Genomic DNA, 20,646 nt, shown 5'->3' on the forward strand with positions numbered 1-20,646 from the left:
TCCTCCTTCAGCGTTCTACTTGCATGTATTAGGCACGCCGCCAGCGTTCGTCCTGAGCCAGGATCAAACTCTCATTAAAAGTTTGAGTTCTCACTCATTTCTGTCACTGACAGATTTATTGTTTTTTCATTGTTCAGTACTACAACCTTAGTTGTAGTGCCCTGCACATTGGTTCGTCTTGTTCAGTTTTCAAAGGTCTTTGTCACTCGCTTCCCTCAAGCGACAACTATATTAGTATATCACAGTCGCTTTCGCTTGTCAACACTTTTTTGAAACTTTTTTAAACTTTTTTCATCAAGTATTTCCAACTGCAACATACCCATAGTCCGTACGGGATTCGAACCCGTGTTACCGCCGTGAAAAGGCGGTGTCTTAACCCCTTGACCAACGGACCAGAGTTGTTATTTTCAACTCTTACTATTATACCGACTTTTCAAACTTTGTCAACACCTTTTTTAAACTTTTTTTATTTTTTTGCATGAATTCCTAATGGGTACGGATGTCAAACTCCTTAAACACAATACGTAAGTCCTTTAGGACTCTTTGACGCCCTCGGAATCGTTCATTTCTTAAAATGCGTTCTAGCTCTTCTTGTTGCTCTTTAGTTTGTTTGTTTCTATAATCTCTTAGTGTTTCATGAAAGAGATAATAGTCATCTAGCCACAGACCTCCCTCACTTATACGATGACTGATCTCGCCTACTTCTTCATAAGGTTCTTTATTATATCTTCGTTTGTGGCTTTCTTGCTTACGGATATAGTCTAAAATTCGATTTCGAAACTTGGTTTTGAAATATTGCCTTAAACGAGGGATATCTTCTACCAATTCTTCTTCTCTACTAATCAATTCATGTAAGCAAATCATTCCCTCTTGGTTCCAGTCCGATAGCTCCCATAAATGAAGGTAATATTCATTTCTACACTTGTATACAATTCCTTGGACTTCTTCATACATTTTTTTAAGCATAATCTTCCCCTTTCTAGATACAGTCTAACAGATTCAGAAACACTTTTGGCACATTTCCTCCATTCTGCACCCTTTAGATCCTCAACTGCACAAAAAAGAGAGGACAAGCCTCTCTCAGGGTTATTTTTCGTCATTCATTTTTGACTTTACTTCATCATAGGATAGTGCATGAGATTCCTCTTCTACTGCTTCAGGCATCTTTCCTGTTTCGTAAAGAGCTTTAATTTGTGTACTATCTAATGTTTCGTATTTCAATAATGCTTCTGCAATCAACTTGTGAGTTTCACGATTTGACTGAATAATTTCAGCAGCTTTATTTCGTGCTTCATTCAATAATGAACGAACTTCTTCGTCAATTTCATAAGCTGTTTGTTCTGAAATTAATTTTTGAGGACTCTGTGCCCCAAACATAGCATGGTTTCCTTCATATTGTACTGGGCCAAGTTTTTCACTCATACCGTACTCTGTAACCATTGCACGCGCCATTTGTGTCGCTTGTTCAAAGTCGTTTGAAGCTCCTGTAGTTTGGACATTAAAGATAATTTCTTCAGCTACACGTCCACCCATTAAGCCAGCCAATTGCTCTTTCATATCTTCTTTAGATAGAAGCATTTGGTCTTCCTTAGGAAGTGCAATCATATAACCACCTGCACGACCACGTGGTACAATTGTAACCTTATGGACAACTCGGGCATTCGATAAGACTAGACCAACAATGGTATGTCCTGCCTCATGATAGGCAACTAATTCACGTTCTTTTTGTGAAACAGTCTTATCTTTCTTAGAAGGTCCAGCAATAACCCTATCTTCTGCTTCATCAATATCTGAGGCATCAATTATCGATTTATTGCGACGAGCAGCAACTAAAGCCGCTTCATTCAAGACATTCTCTAAATCAGCACCAACAAAACCTGGAGTTTGTTGAGCAACTAATTTCAAATCAACATCTTCTGCTAAAGGCTTGTTCTTAGCATGAACTTTCAAGATTGCTTCGCGCCCCTTAACATCAGGACGGCCAACCAATACTTTTCTATCAAAACGTCCTGGACGCAAAAGGGCAGGGTCAAGTACATCTGAACGGTTTGTAGCAGCGATGACGATAATTCCTTCATTTCCCTCAAAACCATCCATCTCAATCAAGAGTTGGTTCAAGGTTTGCTCACGTTCGTCATTACCTCCGCCGAGACCGACTCCACGTTGACGTCCAACAGCATCAATTTCATCGATAAAGATAATAGCTGGTGCTGCTTTTTTGGCATCTTCAAAAAGAGAACGAACACGACTAGCTCCAACTCCGACAAACATTTCTACAAAGTCAGAACCTGAGATACTAAAGAATGGAACACCTGCTTCTCCGGCGACTGCTTTAGCAAGCAAAGTTTTACCTGTTCCCGGAGGTCCCTCCAGAAGGACACCTGCTGGAATACGAGCCCCAAGTTTTGTAAATCGTTTTGGATCTTTTAAGAATTCAACAACTTCAACTAGTTCTTGTTTTTCTTCCTCAGCTCCAGCAACATCTGAAAATCTTACTTTAATATCTTCTTTATTTGCAGCTTTAGCCTTACTACGTCCAAAACTCATTGGGTTACGACCATTGCCTCCCCCCATATTTCCCATCATAGAGAATAGGAAGAAGAAAAGAATCCCAAATGGCACAATGGATACGAGTAGATTAATCCACATACCACTTGAACTTTCATGCTTAACAGTTACTTCTGCTTTATGGTCAGAAGCAAGTTTTTGCAATTCTGATACTGTGGTATCAGAGGGAAGAATAATACTTGAAAATTTCTCTACTGTTGTAGCAGATGGAGAAAAGAACTGAATGCCTGTTTCTTCTTTACTTGTTTTAGGATTTTTATAGACACCCGAAACTTCTATAACACTGCCATTTGGTTGGTAAGTCAATTCTTTTACATTGTCATCGGTAATTTCTTTTACCAATTCTGTATAATTAATTTGCTCACTTTTCCCTGCAACACTACCTGTACTAAAATACTGGTAAGCTGTAACTAGGAAAAAAATAAGTAATAACCATAGAAATGGATTTTTAATTAAACCATTATTTTGTTTTTTCATTAAAAATTGTTCTTTCTAATTTGAATACACTTCTTCTTTTAAGACTCCAACATAAGGAAGATTACGATAATTTTCTTTGTAGTCTAAACCATAACCTACTACAAACTCATTTGGGATAGTAAAGCAGGTATAGTCTGCCTCAATTTCTACAACACGTCCTTCTGGTTTATCCAACAAGGTTGCAATGTTAACAGAAGCTGCTTCTCTTGCAATAAACATATCTCGCAAATTCTTCAAAGTTTGACCTGTATCAATGATATCCTCTACAAATAGAACATGTCTTCCTTTAATATCTTGAGTTACATCTTGCTTGATATTGATGACACCACTACTTGCTGTTCCACCATGGTAGCTAGAAACCATCATGAAGTCCATTTCAATATGTGTATCAATATGTTTGACCAATTCAGCCATAAAAGGAATAGATCCTTTTAAAATCCCAACCAAGATTGGATTTTTTCCTGCATAGTCCTTAGTTAATTGAGCACCTAATTTTTTAGCAGCTTCTGTAATTTCATCGTGTGAAACGAGGATTTTTTTAATATCGTTTTCTAACATTTTTTTACCTATCTATTTTTTCTATATAAAGTACAGTGTTCATTATATCATTTTTCGTGTTTTTACTCAAATCACTAGTCGCAATTCCCAAAATTGAGACAATTTCACCAAATTGCTCAATAATCAGAGCAGATTTTCGCTTTTCCATAGGGATTTTCAAATCAATAAATAGACGTCTGAGTTTTTTTCTATGCCCATTTTGAATCAAAAAATCTCCTCTTTTTCGATGACGAATGAGTATTGATGTTTCCCGTGAAACAGGTATTCGTTGAATTGATTCACCTTCTAATGGAAGTCCAAAGGAAAATAAATAACCTTGATAAGATACCTGATTTTGATAGTGTAACACAAGTTCATCTTCCTTTTCATCAGCCTGCGGACTGATTTTACAAATCTGAAACTGTTGATACTCTTTTATCAATTCATATCCATTTTTAATCGGATAACGATACTGGCTTTTAGATTTTAAAATCTGCCAAACTTCAGCAAACTGCGCTTTTGTAAGATTCAAATCTGGAAAACGATTCAGATAAGTTTGAAGTAAAACTCTTTGTGTTGACTCAGAGTAAGACAATAGCTGCTCTAAATTTTCCACATCAATATTGTTAGATAATTCAGCTATTGCCAAATCATAATCTAAAATTTCATTGCCGATACTTAAGATTGCATCTCTAAATCGAGGATTTTCTTTTTCTAATTCTGGTAAATAAGAATTTCGAATACGATTGCGCAAATAATGATTTTCCTGATTTGATATATCTTCAAAGTGAAAAATTGGTGGAAAGTCTTTTTTCTGAAAATGCAAGAAGGGCCGAATGATTTCTATCTCTCCTACTACTTGCTTCTCCTTAATTCCTGATAGATAGCGCAAACGAGTACCTCGAATCAAACGCATCAAAATCGTTTCCACCTGGTCATCAGCATGGTGGGCAGTGACTAAAGCTGTCGCACCTGTCTTTTTCATGACCTCTTGAAAAAAATCATAACGAAAATTTCTTGCACGCGCTTCTGAAAATTCTCCTAAAAAATTGCTGATATAAATAGGAAGCTCTACTTCAGCAGCCAACTTCCTTAATTCCTTTTCTTCCCAATCTGATTCTACTCTCTGCTTATGATTCACATGAGCTAGAATCAATTCAATTTCTAACTCTTTTTGATAAGTAGATAATACCTTAAATAGAAACATAGAATCTAATCCACCAGAAAGAGCTAGCACCACCTTAGTATGCTTTTTGAAATATCCCTTCTTGAGAAAATGATTTAAAAAATCTTGTTCCCTCATTTTAGAACCTCATAAACATCCTTGGCTATCTGAGAAATCGTATCATAATCAGAATTCTTAGTGAAAATAGAAAGAATAAATGGAGAATCTGCGTAGACAACACCCGTATCATGCTTAAATTCGTCCGCATCCCCAATTTTATGAGCTACCTTCACAGAAACACCTTTGGCAATTCGCTGATTATCAAAATCTGTTTTAGTCAAAGACTCTAGCACAAATCCATTTTGATTATAAATGGCTTCCATAACCTTCCCAGCCATCTTGGAAGAAATCAATTTTTCTTTTGGATCCCAATCATCTCCCGTAATGGCAGACATCTTGGATTTGAATGTGGCATCAGATTGGTTTGAAATGTAATAACCCAATATATTATGAGCTACATTATCAGATTCTTTAGATACTTTTGTGATTAAGTCCTTGAGAGAATACTCTTTATTATCCTCTTTTTTAGGAAGACTACCACTTCCCTCTGGTTTATAAGAACCTGGAAAATCATTGACTGCAGATACGTATTTTACAGTCGTATCTAACTGATAAAGACCCTCATTTATTTTTTCTTGCGCATAATAGAGATAAGGGAGTTTCAAAACACTAGCTGCATACATCTTTTCATCTTGATTGATACCAGCTTCTTTTCCAGTAGTCAGTTGCTTAACATAAATAGAGAATGAATCCTTCTGATATTTTTCAGATAACATTTCTTGGACTTTACTCATCCGATTATCTTCTTCAGAAGTTGATTCTTTAGCTACCCATCCAACCTGATCAATATGTAGAAATTCTCTTCCTTCTACAAACATGGTCTTGTCGATTGATACTTGCGAATAAGCTGATAAGGATGATTTCACTTCTTTTAAATCATAAGGGCTATTATACAGTTTAAAGTCAGATTCTAACCATACTTTTTTTATTATTGGAGTTACCTCCGATTGATCATATAAAAATCGTTTGTCCGCAGCTATAAATTGATGATTTGATAGCTTAAATACCGGAATCCCTTGTTTATTTAAGTGCCACTCAGTTATTTGAAAACTTGTTTTGGGAGTCAATTTTCCAGATTCCACTACTAAATCTTCATTCGCATAAATAGGAACATCTCCATAAACCATGGGAGAACTTAATTTTTCTCTAAAATAAATACCAAAGTCAGATTGTGAAAGGTAATAAATTTCTTTCGAAGTATAGACTACTTCTTTTTCTGTGCTAACGACTTTTGAAATGGTCAAAAAACTTGGTAGCAACAAAATAATTAAGAATTTACGCATTCTTCCTTTCCTTTTCTTCTTGTAAACGCAATAATTGATTTTTATCAGCCAATTCTTCCAGCTTTTCATCTGACAAACTCAAAAATTGCTCAATTATGTCTAATAAATTTTCCATTTTATCACCTTTGAAGCAAGTCAGGAATCGTATAAACTATTTCCCTCGACTTAGAATAATAGTACTTCGCTCGTGTATATTTGGCAGCATAATCCTCATCTTTCAACTTGGTAGCAAATGCTGTCTCCTTATCCTTTTCATCACTCAAAGTTTGATACTGAGTTTGCAAGTCTGCTAATTGCTGACGTCTTTGGAGTAATTGCTGATAGCTCTGCGCTAAATTAAAAGTTGGCAAGATAAATAATAGCATAATCAAAATCAATACCCACCCCATAAAACGATTCCGTTTTTGCCGTTCTTTCATCAGGTAGCGACGGCGTTGGTGTTCATTTTGAATAAAAGAATTATTCAATTGTACGATATTTTTAGACATTTTCTTCTACCCGTGTTTCACTGATAATTTCATACATGCCTGCTGCATCTTCTTTTTTTGTACTATCTTTCATCTCTAGTACTTTTACAAGTAGCAACTTATTGCCAAAGCGAATTTCAACTTGGTCATTAACTTTCAAATCCGTTGAACTTTTGGCCAAGATTCCATTCACCTTGATTCTGCCTTTATCTGCTACTTCTTTTGCGACTGTACGACGCTTGATAATTCGCGATACTTTTAAATATTTGTCTAATCTCATCCTTATTACCTCAACTTATTATTGTACCATTTTTATCTATTTTATAGAAGAAAAATATCAAATGGCATTTTCTTCCTTCGACTCTTTTATCTCTAATAAACTTTCTCCAAAAATCAGCAGACCTTCTAAAATTTCATAATCTTTCTTATTTTGAACATCAAATACAAGCTCCATTAATCCCTTATTCTCAGCGATGCCTGCTTTTAAGTTCGTTGCGGATAAAGCTTTAAAATAATCTTGAGCTAAAAACAGTCGTTGAGTGACTTTTTCAAATTGAACTGTAATCTTATTTTCTTTTCTTTCCACACGTTGAACAAAGACCTTGTCCAAATATGACTTGACTAAACCAATCTCTAAAAGATAGGCTACTACATCTGGGTATTCTCCAAAACGGTCTATCAACTCCTCTTGTAACTCTTCATAATTGACACGGTTGTCAATTTGACGAATTTTCTTGTAAATTTCAATCTTATGTCGTTGGTCTGAAATATAAGTATCAGGAAGATAGGCATCGATTTGCAAAATCAATTCAGCATTCCCTTTAGTTCTTGTGTTAGCGTTAGCATTACCGTTTCGTTTAGCAATAGCTTCCTCTAATAACTGCGAATACAATTCAAAACCAACAGAATCAATGAAACCAGACTGGGATTTTCCTAGGAGATTCCCTGCTCCACGAATCGAAAGATCTCGCATAGCAATCTTAAATCCGGATCCCAATTCTGTAAATCCTTTAATCGCTTCTAATCTCTTCTCAGAGACTTCACTAATTGATTTTTCTGGACGATACATTAGATAGGCATAAGCAATACGATTACTACGACCGACTCTTCCTCTTAACTGATACAAGGTTGACAAGCCCATATGGTCCGCATTTTCAATAAATAAAGTATTGGCATTTGGAATGTCCACTCCTGTCTCAATAATGGTAGTTGTCACCAAGATATCGTATTGTCCCTCAATGAAGTCTAATAGAGTATTTTCCAACTGAATCTCACTCATTTGCCCATGAACATAACCAATCGAAGCCTCTGGAATCAACTCCTGTAATTCAGAAATCTTCTGGTCAATCGTGTCAACTTTATTGTAAAGATAGTAAACTTGACCTCCACGCTCCATTTCACGTAAGACAGCATCACGAATGACACTATCATTCTTTTCTAAAACATAGGTTTGCACTGGATAACGATTAGTCGGCGGAGTTTCAATAACAGACAAATCTCTGATTCCCAGCATAGACATGTGAAGGGTACGAGGAATTGGCGTTGCTGTCAAGGTCAGGACATCTACTTGTTTTTTCAGTTCTTTCAAGGCTTCCTTATGCTTGACACCAAATCGCTGTTCCTCATCAATAATCATCAAGCCCAAATCAGCAAACACAACATCTTTTGACAAAACACGATGCGTTCCAATCAAAATATCAACTTGACCATTCTTTAATTTTTCAAGTGTCTCTGCCTGCTCTTTTTTACTTCTAAAGCGACTCAACACATCAATATTAACAGCAAAATTTTGGAATCGTTCCTTAAAATTAGTATAGTGCTGTTGCGCTAAAACCGTCGTTGGAACTAGAACGACCACCTGTTTATGATCATTGACTGCCTTAAAGGCTGCACGCATTGCAACTTCGGTCTTTCCAAAACCAACATCCCCAACCAATAGCCTATCCATTGGCTGAGAATTTTGCATATCTCTCTTGATTTCCTCGATACTACGAAGTTGATCATCTGTTTCAACATAAGGGAAGGCATCATCAAAAGCATCTTGCCCTTCATCATCGGCTGAGAAAGCAAAGCCTTTCAACTGACTACGCTCAGAATAGAGTTTGATTAAATCGTCTGCTATATCCTCTACCTGGTTCTTAACTTTTTGCTTTGCTTTTTTGAAATGACCATCATTTAATTTATTGAGTTTAGGTTCTTTACCGTCACTTGAAACGTATTTGGAAAGTAGATGAATCTGTTCCACTGGGATAGAGATTTGATCCCCGTTTTGGTATTGAACACTAACATAATCACGGTGAATCCCTTTGATTTCAATTGTTTCAATCCCTAGATATTGACCAATTCCATGAATGTGGTGAACAACGTAATCTCCTTTTTCAAGTTCATTGTAATCTTTTAATCTCTCTGCGTTTGAAACATGTTGTCTTCGAAAACGACGTTTCAATTTCTTTTGAAAAATCTCATGTTCAGTTATCAATAAAATCTTTTCATCTACAAAATGAAAACCATGTCTGAGATTGCCCTCGATTAAGTTTACAGATTCTTTACAGATACTTGACTTATCTCTGGAATCCAATTTAATCTGGTATTCCTCTAACATATCCTCCAATGCCTTACTTCCCATTGAATTGCTAGATTGCAAGATAATAGTATAATTCATTTTTTTGTATCGTTCAATTTCTTCTTTTAGAAAAGAAAACTGATTGAAAAATTCCTGCATAGGATATTGATTGAATTGATAAATTTTGTCAAACTTGAGATTTCCTAACCCCTTTTGTAGATTAGAGAAAAAGGTAACCGGACTCTGTTTTTTATAGATTTGTTCTGTATCTGCAAAATACTGCATCTCAGAAAATGCTTTACCATTCTGTAATTCTTCTGTAAAGTATTGCGCTAGCTCCCTTTCAAAGACTTCATACTGATTCATCAATTTTTGATAATCATCAAAGAATATTGGAGTATCTTTTTCAATATAATCAAAGACAGTCCATGTCTTATCATAGCACAAAGATAAAAACTTCCGAGAATCAGAATGAATTTGTTTTTTGTGAAAACTTGAAAGAATTTCTTCTAAGTATGATTTTAAAATAGGTGATAAAGTCTTTGAAATTTGTTTTTCTAAAGCTGACTGACCTCTTTGATAATCATTTTCTCTCAAAAGTATGTCGCTAGCTGGAAAGATTGTGAGTTCTGTCTTATTTTCTTTCGATAATTGTGTTTCTACTTCAAATGACCTGATACCATCAATTTCATCACCAAAAAACTCAATTCGGCAAGGTTCTAACTGGGATATTTCAAAAATATCTAAAATATCTCCTCGTATACTAAACTCTCCCTGAGTTTGTACTTGTGTAACTTTTCGATAGCCTATTTCCTTTAACTGATGGATAAACGCATGTTGATCATATTCTTCACCAACTGAGATTTTTACAATACTATCTTTGAATACATTGGGAGACGGTAAAATTAATCGACTTGCTGCGATATTACATACTAAAATCCCTTTCTTAGACGGATCAGTCAAAAAACGCAAGGCTTCAACCCGTGAAATAATTTTTTCTTGTGAAGACATCAAAAACTCGACCATAGGGGAGTCATCTACCAAAAATGGATAGACAAGTTCCTCACCCAAGATAGAGATAAGATCACTAATAAGACCTTCTGCTTCTCCATAAGTTGATAGCAATAGAACAATCTTATCTTCTTTCTTCAAACTACTAGCGATTGCTAAAGCTTTTGTAGAAGTTGACAAACCTAACATTAATTGTCTTTTCTTATCTGTCAGATTTTGATGCCATTTTTGGATCTGATCATTTTCTGAGAATAAATCTAATAAGGTCGCCATTTATCCGTTATACCTCTGCATCGTTTTCTCAAAGTTTTTCTCTTGTAAATAGTAATTTACAGAATCGTCAACTTTGTCAATAGACTGTAAAATACCGATATAATCATCCTTGTCAAAGGTACTCAAAACATGGTTAACAACTGACATGCCATTTTTAGGTCTTCCGATTCCAATCTTAACACGGTTAAAGACCTGAGTTCCAATATGTTGAATAATAGACTTGATACCATTATGACCACCTGCTGAGCCTTTTGCTCTTAAACGAATCTTTCCAACTTCCATATCAAGATCATCGTAAATGATGAGTAAATCTTCAATATCTAAACCATAGTAAGTCAATAAAGCATGAACTGCTTTTCCACTTTCATTCATAAATGTCGTTGGTTTGACGAGATAAATTTTTTCTCCATTGAAGAAAAAAGATGCTAGATCAGCTTGAAATATCTTATCGTGTGTAAAAGTGACATTCTGCTTCTTCGCTAGTTGATCAATCAACATAAAACCAACATTGTGTTTTGTTTCAAAATATTTATCCCCTGGATTTCCCAAGCCTACAAGTAATTTGGTCATTTATTTTTCCTTTCAAAAGCCAAAAGGGTTGGAATTTTTTTCCAACCTAATTGACACTATTTATTAATTTTTTAGACATTAAAGCGGAATTCCATGATATCGCCGTCTTGGACGATATATTCTTTTCCTTCTTCACGCAAGCGTCCAGCTTCTTTTACGGCCTTTTCAGATCCATATTTCACTAAATCCTCATATGACATAGTTACTGCACGAATAAAACCTTTTTCAAAGTCTGAGTGGATAATACCAGCTGCTTGAGGAGCCTTCATACCACGTTTGAAAGTCCAAGCACGAACTTCTTTTTCACCAGCTGTGAAGTAAGTTCCAAGTCCAAGTAAGTGGTAAGCTGCACGAGTCAACTTGTCAACGCCTGATTCTGTCAACCCAAGAGCTTCAAGAAACTCTTGCTTGTCTTCATCGTCTAACTCAGAAATTTCTTCCTCAGCACGCGCAGAAATCACTACTACCTCTGCATTTTCTGTCGCTGCAAATTCGCGAATTTGTTTGACATAGTCGATAGAATCTGGATCTGAAACTACATCCTCATCTACATTAGCAACATAAAGAACTGGTTTAGTTGTCAAAAGGAAGAGACCTTTGACAACTTTTTGTTCTTCATCTGTAAATTCAATAGTTCGAGCTGATTTTCCATCTTCAAGAACTGGTTTAATCTTTTGAAGAACATTGAATTCTGCTACTGATTCTTTATCTTTTTGCGTACGTGCCATCTTTTCTACACGCGCATAGCGCTTATTAACTGATTCTAAGTCAGCAAGAATCAACTCCAAGTTAATGGTATCAATATCTGCAAGTGGATCCACAAAGGCATCTTCACGTCCTTGCTCGCGCATCACATTTTCATCATCAAAAGCACGAACTACATGAACAATCGCATCTACTTCACGGATATTAGCCAAGAATTTATTCCCTAGCCCTTCTCCTTTTGAAGCTCCTTTTACAATCCCTGCAATATCTGTAAATTCAAATGTTGTTGGAACTGTCTTTTTAGGAGTGATCATTTCAGTCAATTTTTGTAGACGTTCATCTGGAACTTCCACCATTCCAACGTTTGGATCAATAGTCGCAAATGGGTAGTTCGCTGCCTCTGCTCCTGCTTTTGTAATTGCATTAAATAGTGTTGATTTACCAACGTTTGGCAAACCAACGATACCTGCTGTTAAAGCCATATTTTCTCATTCTCCGTTTTCATTTCAATCCCTAATATTATAACACAAAAAGGGAAAACTTGCTAACCCTCTAACTAAGGCTTCCTAGTCAATAATTTTATTCATTTTTCGATCAAAATCATAGCGTCCCATCATGACAACATGGTCACAATTGCTACATTTGATTTTGATATCTGCTCCTACACGCGTAATTTCCCAACGATTAGCCTTTTTACCTGTTGACTTGATGGTGCAAGCGTGTGGTTTTTTCATTTCAACAAAATTTCCAACTTGATACATACTACTCTCCTTTTCTTTTTCGATTATATCATAAAAGAGGCGAGCTAAGCTCAACCTCTTTAACTTAATTTGTACGGACTGGGGTGATAAGCTGCATAAAGTCCTCATCAGTGTCTGCTGGCACAAGAGTAAATGGACGAACAGCTGAGATAAAGCTAATGGTCACCTTTTCGCTATTTAAAGCTTTAAGAGAATCAATCAAATAAGTTGGATTGAAACTAATAGTCAAATCATCACCAGTAACCTGCTCCGTATCGATTTCTTCATTTACTTTACCAACTTCTGGAGAGTGAACATGGGCGCTAACAACCCCATCTTTAATTTCAAGCTTCACAGTACCATTTTGAGTCGCACTTGATAAAAGGCGAGCACGCTCCATTGACTGACGTAAGTTTACAACATCAAAAGTAATAGTAGTGTTAAAATCTGTTGGAATCAAACGATCTGTATCAGGATAGTTTCCTTCGAGGAGACGAGTATAGAAGCTAATATTTTCACTTCTAAAGAGGATTTGATTGTTAGCAAAGAAAATCTCTACAGTTTCAATATCATCTGTAAATACCGCTGAAAATTCGCGTAAAGAACGGCTAGGAATTACAACATCAAAATCATCACTATTTTTCTCAAGCGTTAATTTTTTCTGGCTTAGACGATGAGAGTCTGTTGCCACTGTTTTGAGCTCCTTGTGGTTACTCAATACAAAATGAACACCTGTTAAAATCGGACGACTCTCTTGTGTGCTTGCAGCAAAGGCTGTTTCATTGATAATTTTCTTGAGTAATTTTGTTTCAAGAATTAAAGGAGTACTTGCTGAAATTTCTTGAATTCGTGGATATTGTTCGCTATCTTTTCCTTTTAGGGTAATTTCTGATTTGCCACTGGTTAAAACAATTTGATTTTGTTCAATTTCTTTAAAATCAAGAGTCACATCAGGTAGACTAGATACCACATTGATGAAGAAAGAAGCTTCAAGAAGGATTGAACCTAGAGAAGTAATTAACAAACCAGCATCTTCATTTTTTTGAGAAATAAAATTTTCAATTGAAATTTGACCATTTGATCCAATTAAAGTAACACCTTCATTGGTCACGTCAATTTTGACAGTTGATAAAATAGGAATGGCATTTTTAGAACTAATAGCTCTCTTAGTAATATTTAATGCTTGTAGAAATAAATTTTTATTAATTGAAAAATGAATCATGGATTCTCCTTTATTTATTTTTAGTATTAGAAGGATAATAGTAATAATAGAGTCTGTGAAATCTGTGGAAAACAGACTTTAAACAAGTCATATCAAGTTTTTGGGCTTGTTTAAAAAATGTGGATAAAAAAGATAATAAAGTAAAAGTTATCCACAAGTTATTTGATTTTCTTTTTGATTGATTCAATTTCTAAACGTAAATTATCGTCTTCATCAATCAAAGATTTAATTTTTGCATGGGCATGAATGACTGTTGTATGATCTTTTCCTCCAAATTCCTTCCCAATTTTTGGAAGACTATTATCTGTCAGTTCTCTAGATAAATACATGGCTACTTGACGGGCTAACACAATATTTTGAAGGCGTCTGCTTCCCTTCATTTCTTTGACGCTGACACCATAAAAGTTACCAACTTCATTTTGAATTTTGTCAATTGGGATGACGAGCATTTGGCTAACATCTTGTTTGCGAGCTCTAATAGCTTCTGCAGCAATATCAATAGTGATATCCTTGATTTTTTTTACTCTGGCAATTAAAGTGATGTCGTTGATAGCTCCCTCAAGATCTCGAACATTTGAGTCAAATTGCCCAGCTAGGTATTCTAGAGTATCACTTTGAAAATTGTAGCCTAAATGTTCCGTTTTACTTTGTAAAATGGCAATACGTGTTTCAAAGTCAGGGGGGGTGATAGTTTGGGTCAACCCCCAACTAAAGCGCGTTACAAGCCTTTCCTCGAGTCCTTCTAAATGCTTTGGACTTCTATCACTGGTTAGGACAATCTGTTTTTGCTTGTCATGAAGGGCATTAAAAGTATTGAAAAATTCTTCTTGAGTTGCGACTTTTTTTCCGCTGAGTGACTGGATATCATCGATTAACAAAAGATCAAGACTACGATAGGTCTTTTTAAACTTTTCCATTTCCCCAAGTCTTAGGTGATCAAGAAAGTCATTAATAAAGCTTTCAGCAGGTATGTATTTGACACGCGCATTTGGAATATTTTTCAAAATTTCATTCCCAATGGCATTAAGTAAGTGAGTCTTACCAAGTCCCGGTCCTCCATAGATAAAAAGAGGGTTATAGGTCAGAGCCAAATCTTCAGAGACAGCCAAAGCGGCTGATACTGCCCAAACATTTCCATCCCCTTGAATAAAGTTATCAAAGGTATACTTTTCTTTTAACCCAGTATCCGAATAAGGAATAGATGCTAACTTTGGACTATAATCATAAAGAGTTGAATTTGTAGCTTCTTCAACTTGTGAGATAGCCGTATCTTGAGGTTTAGTGAAAATATAGTGGGGAGTTATCTCAGCATCATAAATTTCAAATCCGGCAACTACAATAATATCTTTTAGTTGTTTTTCCCAGACCATTTCCATTTCAGATCGTGGTAAAAATATAGTGGCAACATTTTCCTCTACCTTGATGAGTTCAGCTTGAATAGCATAGAAATCATACATGGATCGAGTCAGTCTTTCTTGAGCAAATTCTAATATACGATTCCAAAATTGTTTTTCTTTCAATCCTTTCTCCTCCTTTACTATTTAAAAGTTTAATACTAGAGATATTTTACCATAGATAGTAAGAATTTTCCACAAGCTGTGAAAAATAATCCACAATGTTACCAAGTTTTATCCACAGATTGGGGATAAAGTCAGAAACTATTGTTTTATTAAGCTTTTTATCGAAAAACATAGTGGATAACCTTGTGAGATAAAAAAATAAAAGAACAGCCTTATTTCAGGCTGTTGATAATTCTACTATATTCTTCTTGATTTGAGAAAGCAATAATGATTTTTCCACTATCTTTTTTAGACAGTTTGATTTCTACATCTAATCCGAGTAGTTTTTTTAACTGTTCTTCTTCATTTTGTATGAAATGATCATTTTTTTGCTGTTTCTTTTGTTTTTTCTCTGTCAGCAGAGCTTCTAACTTCCTTACAGAAATATCTTCTTCTATAATCCGTTGTAAGAAATAGTCTTGTTGTTCCTTAGTCAACCCAACTAGAGAACGCGCATGAGCTTGTGATAGTTTGCCATTTTCTACTTCTGAGAGAATCTGTTCTGGCAAGGAAAGCAAACGAATGGAGTTGCTGATATAAGGACGAGACTTGCCCATTTTATCTGCAATTTCAGCATGGGTGAATCCTTTCTCTACGAGAGATTCATAAGCGCGTGCTTCTTCTATTGGATTTAAATTTTCCCTCTGTAAATTTTCAATGATGGATTGGACCATCATCTCTTGATCTGAAAGCTGTTTAACAACAGCTGGGATAGACGTTAGACCAGCTAAAAGTGAAGCCCGATAGCGTCTTTCTCCTGCAAGGATTTCATAACCAATCACAGGAGATTGACGAACAATAATCGGTTGAATGACCCCATTTTCTTTGATAGACTGTGCTAGTTCATCTAGTTTTTCTCTATCAAATTCTTTTCGGGGTTGATAGGGATTTTTTTGTATATCTGTGATAGAAATCATTTCAAATTTTTCCATGATTCTACACTAACACATCTTTTCTCTTATGTAAAGCTTTCTTTACATAGATGTCAATTAAGATTCTAAATCACCTGAACTCTTGTCAAGCTTGATGGATGTAGTTTCTTCTTTACCGTTACGATAGTAAGTGATCTTAATGGTGTCTCCGATAGAATGATTGTAAAGAGCACTTTGTAAGTCTGTTGATGAAGCAATCTCTTTGTCATCTACTTTTGTAATAACATCGTATTTTTCAAGGTGACCATTGGCAGGCATATTACTTTGTACAGAACGAACAACTACGCCAGATGTAACATTACTTGGAATATTGAGTCTTCTGATGTCACTTGTACTTATATTAGATAAATTAACCATCTGGATTCCCAAAGCTGGGCGTGTCACTTTTCCGTTCTTTTCTAACTGTTCAATAATATTGATAGCATCATTTGCAGGGATTGCGAAACCAAGGCCTTCTACAGATGTTCCTCCATTTGTGGCAATTTTACTTGAGGTAATTCCGATAACCTGTCCTTGAATATTGATCAGTGGACCGCCAGAGTTACCTGGGTTAATAGCAGTATCAGTTTGGATGGCTTTTGTAGAAATGGCTTGTCCATCTTCAGATTTTAAGGATACATTTCTATTGAGACTAGATACGATACCTTGAGTGACAGTATTTGCATATTCAGAACCTAACGGGCTACCAATGGCAATAGCAGTTTCTCCTACGGTTAACTTGCTAGAATCACCAAACTCAGCTACTGTTGTAACTTTTTCTGAAGAGATTTTGACGACAGCAATATCAGAGAAAGTGTCAGCTCCGACAATTTCTCCAGGTACTTTAGTTCCATCTGACAAACGAATATCTACTTTGCTGGCACCATTTATAACGTGATTATTGGTGACGATGTAAGCTTCTTTATCATTCTTTTTATAAATAACCCCAGATCCTTCACTAGAGATTTGCTGAGAATCTGTATCAGTCTCATCATTACCAAATACGCTATTTTGTCTATTTGCTGAATAAGTAATAACAGAAACAACAGCATCTTTTACTTTATTAACAGCCTGTGTTGTTGAATTTTCGTTTTTATAGGCAGTCTGTGTAATAGTACTATTGTTGTTAGAGTTTCTTACACTACTTTCTTGAGTTAGTTGAGCTATTGAAAAACTACCCAAGGCTCCACTAAAAAAGCTAATGACGATAACGACTAATAATTGAAACCCTTTTTTGTAAAATGTTTTTAAATGTTTCATATTTGCCTCCATATTTTTGAATTACTGAAAGTATAAACTGACTAGCTTAATTATAACTTAAACATAAAAGTTTTACACAAACTGTGGATAACTCTTTTAAAACTGTGATTTTCTCAATTGAAATCTATTTTTTATTTTGTGAATAAGATGTGAAAAAATAGAGAATATGTTAGAATAGAGTCATGAAAATTAAAGTTGTAACAGTTGGGAAACTGAAAGAAAAGTATTTAAAAGATGGTATTGCAGAGTATTCAAAACGAATTTCTCGATTTGCTAAGCTTGAAATGATTGAGCTAGCAGATGAAAAAACACCAGATAAGGCCAGTGAGTCAGAAAATCAAAAGATTTTAGAAATAGAAGGTCAGAGGATTTTATCAAAAGTTGGTGACCGTGATTTTGTTATTGTGTTAGCCATTGAGGGGAAAACACTTTCTTCAGAAGAATTTAGTAAGCAGTTAGAAGAAGCTTCTATAAAAGGATTTTCTACTCTTACCTTTATTATTGGAGGGAGTCTGGGATTATCACAGGATGTAAAAAAGAGAGCCAATCTCTCTGTTAGTTTTGGTCGTTTAACCTTGCCCCATCAGCTAATGAGACTAGTCCTTGTTGAACAAATCTATCGGGCTTTTACAATTCAGCAGGGATCACCCTATCATAAATAGAAAATTGACTTTTAATTGATTTTTTGGTAGAATAATTGTGTTAGGTCTCATAGCTCAGCTGGATAGAGCATTCGCCTTCTAAGCGAACGGTCGCAGGTTCGAATCCTGCTGGGATCAATATAGTAGCAAAGCTGGGAATTTTCCCGGCTTTTTTCTTAAAAAAGTACACTTGGGGAGAAAAAAATGACAGTTGAGAGAATTTTATCTAAAATGAAATTCCATTTTGTATAATGGTTTTTGTAAGTTAGCTTACAAGAAAAAAACATTTTAGGAGATTTTATTATGAAAAACACAGTTAAATTGGAACAGTTTGTAGCCTTGAAGGAAAAAGACTTGCAGGAGATTCGAGGTGGGGAAAGTAGGGTTTCAAGAATCATCCTTGATTTTCTTTTCCAACGAAAAAAGTAATGAAATAAGGAGAAAGAGTAATGGATTTACTTGGATTTGGGACAGTTATTGTTCATTTTTTAATTATTAGTCACAGTTACCGTTTAATTTGTAAAGGTCAAATAAATAGAAAAGAACTATATGTTTTTGGTATCTATACATTACTAGTAGAAGCAGTACTTGAACTTTCCTTTTATCTTCCATATTTAGATAAAATAGGGATTGAAAGATTTTTATTTCCTTTGGGCTTATATTCCTATTTTCGATGGATGAAACAGTATGAGAGGAATAGAGGACTATTCCTAAGTTTACTACTATCTCTTTTATATGAGAGCACTCATAACTTTCTGTCCGTAACTTTCTCCTCTATAACAGGAGACAATTTTGTTTCACAATATCATTTCCCATTCTTTTTCGTTGTAACGGTGTTGACTTATGTTGTTATATTAAAAATCATTCATTATTTCCACTTAGAACTAACCTATTTTGACAAGGACTACCTTTATCCTTTCTTGAAAAAAGTATTTTTTGCTTTACTATTGTTACATCTTTTATCTTTCGTTTCAGATATAGTAAGTACGATTAAACATTTGAATAGTTTTGGAAGTATCTTGTCATCTATTGTCTTTATTTCTCTCCTTTTGACCTTCTTTGCAATGAATTCGCATAAAGAACAAATGGAGAAAGAGATTGCGTTGAAGCAGAAGAAATTTGAACAGAAACATTTACAGAATTATACAGATGAAATTGTCGGTCTGTATAATGAAATTCGTGGTTTTCGACATGACTATGCTGGGATGCTTGTCAGTATGCAGATGGCAATTGACAGTGGTGATTTACAGGAAATTGACAGAGTTTACAATGAAGTTTTGGTCAAAGCAAATCATAAATTGCGTTCAGATAAGTACACTTACTTTGATTTGAACAACATAGAAGATTCAGCTTTACGAAGTTTGGTTGCTCAGTCTATTGTCTATGCTCGAAATAATGGTGTAGAGTTTACACTGGAAGTAAAAGATACGATTACCAAGCTCCCAATTGAACTATTGGATTTGGTTCGTATCATGAGCGTTTTATTGAACAATGCTGTCGAAGGATCGGCTGATAGCTATAAAAAGCAGATGGAAGTAGCAGTTATTAAGATGGAAACTGAAACAGTTATTGTGATTCAGAATTCATGTAAAATGACGATGACTCCTTCAGGAGATCTATTTGCTTTAGGATTCTCCACTAAGGGAAGAAATCGCGGGGTAGGATTAAATAATGTGAAAGAACTACTAGATAAGTACAACAATATTATTTTAGAAACAGAGATGGAAGGCAGTACATTTAGACAAATCATTAGATTTAAGAGGGAATTTGAATGAAAGTTTTAATTTTAGAGGATGTTATTGAACATCAAGTGAGACTAGAGAGAATATTGGATGAAATTTCGAAAGAATCGAATATTCCAATATCATACAAGACAACGGGAAAAGTCCGTGAATTTGAAGAATACATTGAAAATGATGAAGTAAATCAGCTTTATTTCCTAGATATCGATATTCATGGAATTGAGAAAAAGGGATTTGAAGTGGCTCAGCTCATTCGTCATTACAATCCTTACGCTATTATCGTCTTTATTACCAGTCGATCAGAGTTTGCGACTCTAACCTATAAATACCAGGTATCAGCCTTAGATTTTGTTGATAAGGATATCAATGATGAGATGTTCAAGAAGAGAATTGAGCAAAATATTTTTTACACGAAGAGTATGTTACTTGAAAATGAAGATGTTGTAGATTATTTTGACTACAATTACAAGGGAAATGATTTAAAAATTCCTTACCATGATATTTTGTATATTGAAACGACAGGAGTCTCTCATAAATTGCGCATTATTGGTAAGAATTTTGCCAAAGAGTTTTACGGTACCATGACAGATATTCAGGAAAAGGACAAACATACTCAGCGATTTTATTCTCCTCATAAATCATTTTTGGTAAATATAGGCAATATTAGAGAAATTGATCGAAAAAACTTAGAAATTGTTTTCTATGAAGACCATCGTTGTCCTATTTCAAGATTAAAAATTAGAAAATTAAAAGATATTTTAGAGAAAAAATCTAAAAAGTGATTGACAATTAGTAAGAAATTGATATAATGGTTATATCTGCTACAGATAGA

Annotated in this window: 20 protein-coding genes, 2 tRNA genes and 1 rRNA gene; 5 read left to right on the top strand and 18 right to left on the bottom strand. The window is 35.0% G+C overall.

All coding sequences use genetic code 11. The features are described from left to right. From OVN23_RS07995 to OVN23_RS08080, 18 genes are all read right to left on the bottom strand, one after another. Positions 1 to 79 (bottom strand): 16S ribosomal RNA (locus tag OVN23_RS07995); the annotation flags it as partial. Between the two features lie 243 nt (positions 80 to 322). Then, a tRNA-Glu gene (locus OVN23_RS08000) sits at positions 323 to 394 on the bottom strand. A 92-nt stretch (positions 395 to 486) separates the two neighbouring features. Further along, positions 487 to 966, bottom strand: coding sequence for a sigma-70 family RNA polymerase sigma factor (locus OVN23_RS08005; RefSeq protein WP_173218729.1), 480 nt, complete (start codon positions 964 to 966; stop codon positions 487 to 489). Positions 967 to 1,086: 120 nt separating this feature from the next. Then, positions 1,087 to 3,045 carry an ATP-dependent zinc metalloprotease FtsH gene (gene ftsH / locus OVN23_RS08010; RefSeq protein ID WP_173218731.1) on the bottom strand — a complete coding sequence of 653 codons (1,959 nt, stop codon included), beginning with the start codon at positions 3,043 to 3,045 and terminating at the stop codon, positions 1,087 to 1,089. A gap of 15 nt (positions 3,046 to 3,060) precedes the next feature. Continuing rightward, positions 3,061 to 3,603: a hypoxanthine phosphoribosyltransferase gene (gene hpt, locus OVN23_RS08015; RefSeq protein WP_000892176.1), complete on the bottom strand. Its 543-nt coding sequence runs from the start codon at positions 3,601 to 3,603 to the stop codon at positions 3,061 to 3,063. 4 nt (positions 3,604 to 3,607) lie between these two features. Then, on the bottom strand, positions 3,608 to 4,885 hold the full coding sequence (gene tilS / locus OVN23_RS08020) for a tRNA lysidine(34) synthetase TilS (RefSeq protein WP_173218733.1): 1,278 nt from the start codon (positions 4,883 to 4,885) through the stop codon (positions 3,608 to 3,610). Further along, positions 4,882 to 6,150, bottom strand: coding sequence for a serine hydrolase (locus OVN23_RS08025; protein WP_173218735.1), 1,269 nt, complete (start codon positions 6,148 to 6,150; stop codon positions 4,882 to 4,884). Before OVN23_RS08025 ends, tilS begins: the two co-directional genes overlap by 4 nt. Continuing rightward, positions 6,143 to 6,265: an SP_0009 family protein gene (locus OVN23_RS08030; protein ID WP_000429331.1), complete on the bottom strand. Its 123-nt coding sequence runs from the start codon at positions 6,263 to 6,265 to the stop codon at positions 6,143 to 6,145. The genes OVN23_RS08025 and OVN23_RS08030 overlap by 8 nt, the downstream gene beginning before the upstream one ends. 4 nt (positions 6,266 to 6,269) lie before the next feature. Further along, positions 6,270 to 6,638 carry a septum formation initiator family protein gene (locus OVN23_RS08035; protein ID WP_000041903.1) on the bottom strand — a complete coding sequence of 123 codons (369 nt, stop codon included), beginning with the start codon at positions 6,636 to 6,638 and terminating at the stop codon, positions 6,270 to 6,272. After that, on the bottom strand, positions 6,631 to 6,897 hold the full coding sequence (locus OVN23_RS08040) for an RNA-binding S4 domain-containing protein (protein WP_001234978.1): 267 nt from the start codon (positions 6,895 to 6,897) through the stop codon (positions 6,631 to 6,633). Before OVN23_RS08040 ends, OVN23_RS08035 begins: the two co-directional genes overlap by 8 nt. A 57-nt stretch (positions 6,898 to 6,954) precedes the next feature. Then, positions 6,955 to 10,464 carry a transcription-repair coupling factor gene (gene mfd / locus OVN23_RS08045; protein ID WP_173218737.1) on the bottom strand — a complete coding sequence of 1,170 codons (3,510 nt, stop codon included), beginning with the start codon at positions 10,462 to 10,464 and terminating at the stop codon, positions 6,955 to 6,957. Further along, positions 10,465 to 11,034, bottom strand: coding sequence for an aminoacyl-tRNA hydrolase (gene pth / locus OVN23_RS08050; RefSeq protein WP_173218739.1), 570 nt, complete (start codon positions 11,032 to 11,034; stop codon positions 10,465 to 10,467). A 71-nt stretch (positions 11,035 to 11,105) separates the two neighbouring features. Continuing rightward, on the bottom strand, positions 11,106 to 12,221 hold the full coding sequence (ychF, locus tag OVN23_RS08055; protein ID WP_001218700.1) for a redox-regulated ATPase YchF: 1,116 nt from the start codon (positions 12,219 to 12,221) through the stop codon (positions 11,106 to 11,108). Between the two features lie 84 nt (positions 12,222 to 12,305). Then, positions 12,306 to 12,500 carry a DUF951 domain-containing protein gene (locus OVN23_RS08060; RefSeq protein WP_000285186.1) on the bottom strand — a complete coding sequence of 65 codons (195 nt, stop codon included), beginning with the start codon at positions 12,498 to 12,500 and terminating at the stop codon, positions 12,306 to 12,308. Positions 12,501 to 12,564: 64 nt separating this feature from the next. Then, a complete protein-coding gene (dnaN, locus tag OVN23_RS08065) occupies positions 12,565 to 13,701 on the bottom strand; it encodes a DNA polymerase III subunit beta (protein ID WP_173218741.1) in 1,137 nt (378 codons plus the stop codon). A gap of 158 nt (positions 13,702 to 13,859) precedes the next feature. Then, positions 13,860 to 15,221 (bottom strand): chromosomal replication initiator protein DnaA, encoded by a 1,362-nt coding sequence (dnaA, locus tag OVN23_RS08070; RefSeq protein ID WP_023944973.1) that lies wholly within the window; start codon positions 15,219 to 15,221, stop codon positions 13,860 to 13,862. Between the two features lie 212 nt (positions 15,222 to 15,433). Further along, complete coding sequence (locus OVN23_RS08075) at positions 15,434 to 16,192, bottom strand: ParB/RepB/Spo0J family partition protein (RefSeq protein WP_173218743.1); 759 nt, start codon at positions 16,190 to 16,192, stop codon at positions 15,434 to 15,436. Positions 16,193 to 16,249: 57 nt separating this feature from the next. Beyond that, positions 16,250 to 17,431 carry a S1C family serine protease gene (locus OVN23_RS08080; protein ID WP_173218745.1) on the bottom strand — a complete coding sequence of 394 codons (1,182 nt, stop codon included), beginning with the start codon at positions 17,429 to 17,431 and terminating at the stop codon, positions 16,250 to 16,252. Positions 17,432 to 17,613: 182 nt separating this feature from the next. Here OVN23_RS08080 and rlmH point away from each other — a divergent pair, with 182 nt between their 5' ends. The 5 genes from rlmH to comE all read left to right on the top strand — a co-directional run bounded on the left by rlmH (position 17,614) and on the right by comE (position 20,596). After that, on the top strand, positions 17,614 to 18,093 hold the full coding sequence (gene rlmH, locus OVN23_RS08085) for a 23S rRNA (pseudouridine(1915)-N(3))-methyltransferase RlmH (RefSeq protein WP_267240948.1): 480 nt from the start codon (positions 17,614 to 17,616) through the stop codon (positions 18,091 to 18,093). A gap of 43 nt (positions 18,094 to 18,136) precedes the next feature. After that, a tRNA-Arg gene (locus OVN23_RS08090) sits at positions 18,137 to 18,210 on the top strand. A gap of 165 nt (positions 18,211 to 18,375) precedes the next feature. Continuing rightward, positions 18,376 to 18,501, top strand: a complete 126-nt coding sequence (gene comC, locus OVN23_RS08095; RefSeq protein ID WP_173218747.1) for a competence-stimulating peptide ComC — start codon at positions 18,376 to 18,378, stop codon at positions 18,499 to 18,501. A gap of 20 nt (positions 18,502 to 18,521) precedes the next feature. Then, the gene (comD, locus tag OVN23_RS08100; protein WP_173218749.1) at positions 18,522 to 19,847 is read left to right on the top strand and encodes a competence system sensor histidine kinase ComD; all 1,326 of its coding nucleotides are present in this window, start codon (positions 18,522 to 18,524) and stop codon (positions 19,845 to 19,847) included. Then, complete coding sequence (gene comE, locus OVN23_RS08105; RefSeq protein ID WP_000866064.1) at positions 19,844 to 20,596, top strand: competence system response regulator transcription factor ComE; 753 nt, start codon at positions 19,844 to 19,846, stop codon at positions 20,594 to 20,596. Before comD ends, comE begins: the two co-directional genes overlap by 4 nt. Positions 20,597 to 20,646 lie beyond the last annotated feature (50 nt).

Source organism: Streptococcus sp. Marseille-Q6488 (assembly GCF_946902925.1).
Classification (GTDB): domain Bacteria; phylum Bacillota; class Bacilli; order Lactobacillales; family Streptococcaceae; genus Streptococcus.